Here is a 1,739-nt window from a genome sequence, read left to right as displayed (position 1 = left end):
ATCGTGGGTGACCGCGTTCGACCGCAGTGGCGCACGCAGGTGCGCGACGCGTTCACGACCGTGCGGATCGTCGATTCGGCCTCGCCCGACTGGTTCGAAGAGACCCCCACACGCGTGAGGGCGGTGCCGATCGTGCGCGATCACGCGCAGCAGGGGGAGGAGCCGCGCGTGATCGGCGTGCTCACGCGACACACGAACCTCGGCGAGACGCGCACGCCGTCGCGTCAGCAGATCACGTTCAACGACTGTGCCGACGACCTGTTCGGCATGATCGCGACGGGCGACTTCCCCGACCTGTCGGCGCCCACCGGGCCCCGTCGCGGCGCGCCGCGCGCGTCAGACGGGCTCATCCGGCTCGACGTCGACGGCATCACGACGTTCGCGAGCCCGAACGCGCTGTCGGCGTTCAACCGCCTCGGGTTCGACGACGAGCTCGAGGGCGAGTCCCTCGTCGAGGTCGTGACGCGGATCCTCCCCGAGAAGCGCCAGTTCGACGAGTCGCTGCCGGTCGTCGTGACCGGCCGCGCGCCGTGGCGCACCGACATCGAGGCGCGCGGCGTCACCGTGTCGCTGCGCACGATCCCGCTGCGCGACCACGGCACGCGCATCGGCGCGATCGTGCTCTGCCGCGACGTGACCGAGATGCGGCACCAGGAGCAGGAGCTCATCACCAAGGACGCGACGATCCGCGAGATCCACCATCGCGTCAAGAACAACCTGCAGACGGTGGCGTCGCTGCTGCGGATCCAGGCGCGCCGCACGCACTCCGACGAGGCGCGCGAGGCGCTCACGCAGGCCATGCGCCGCGTGTCGGCGATCGCAGTCGTGCACGACACGCTGTCCGAGGGTCTCACGCAGAGCGTCGACTTCGACGACGTGTTCGCACGCGTGCTCAAGCTCGTCGCCGAGGTCGCCGCTGCGCCCAACACGCGCGCGAAGACCCGCTCGACGGGCAAGTTCGGCACGCTGCCGAGCGAGTACGCGACACCGCTCGCGCTCGCCCTCACCGAGCTCGTCACGAACGCGGTCGAGCACGGCCTCGCGGGGCAGGAGGGCGACGTCGAGATCATCGCGGATCGCACCGACGAGCGGCTCGAGGTGCGCGTACGCGACACGGGCGTCGGACTGCCCGAGGGTCAGGTCGGGCGGGGGCTCGGCACGCAGATCGTCCGCACGCTCATCCAGGGCGAGCTCGGCGGGACGATCGACTGGCACACGCTCGTCGGCAGCGGCACCGAGGTGACGATCGAGATCCCGCTGCGCTACATCAAGCGCGCGACGAACTGAGCGAGACGGATGCCGCAGCCGCGGCATCCGGGATAATCGGCGTCGCGTCAGGAGGCGCGGCGCGCGCGGGCGGCGCGGCGCTTCAGGGCACGGCGCTCGTCCTCGGAGAGACCGCCCCACACGCCCGAGTCCTGCCCGGTCTCGAGGGCGTACTGCAGGCAGATCTCGGTCACGGTGCAGCGGGCGCAGACGGCCTTGGCCTTCTCGATCTGGTCGACCGCGGGGCCGGTGTTGCCCACAGGGAAGAAGAGTTCGGGGTCGACGGTGAGGCAGGCGGCTTTGTCGCGCCAATCCATGGTTGTGCTCCTTGATGCGGAATGATGATCAGAACAGAGCCCGGATTCGGGTTCCGATACCCTGTGGGAGTGCGAGCGATACTCGCCCCACAACGCTGTGGGAGCACACTGCTTAAGCAATCGTCCCATAGCGATTCACCTGAATCAAGGGTTCAG

At 69.5% G+C, this 1,739-nt stretch carries 2 protein-coding genes; one reads left to right on the top strand and one right to left on the bottom strand.

Annotated features, from left to right (window positions below):
• Positions 1 to 1,287, top strand: a 1,287-nt coding sequence (locus VFF97_RS04600) for a sensor histidine kinase (RefSeq protein WP_325032319.1), incomplete at its 5' end; no start/stop codon positions are given.
• A gap of 47 nt (positions 1,288 to 1,334) precedes the next feature.
• Here VFF97_RS04600 and VFF97_RS04595 read toward each other — a convergent pair.
• Positions 1,335 to 1,583 carry a WhiB family transcriptional regulator gene (locus VFF97_RS04595; protein WP_039397845.1) on the bottom strand — a complete coding sequence of 83 codons (249 nt, stop codon included), beginning with the start codon at positions 1,581 to 1,583 and terminating at the stop codon, positions 1,335 to 1,337.
• Positions 1,584 to 1,739 lie beyond the last annotated feature (156 nt).

It is taken from the genome of Microbacterium sp. (genome assembly GCF_035687345.1).
Lineage (GTDB): Bacteria > Actinomycetota > Actinomycetes > Actinomycetales > Microbacteriaceae > Microbacterium.
This window is presented reverse-complemented; position numbering and strand designations above follow the sequence as displayed.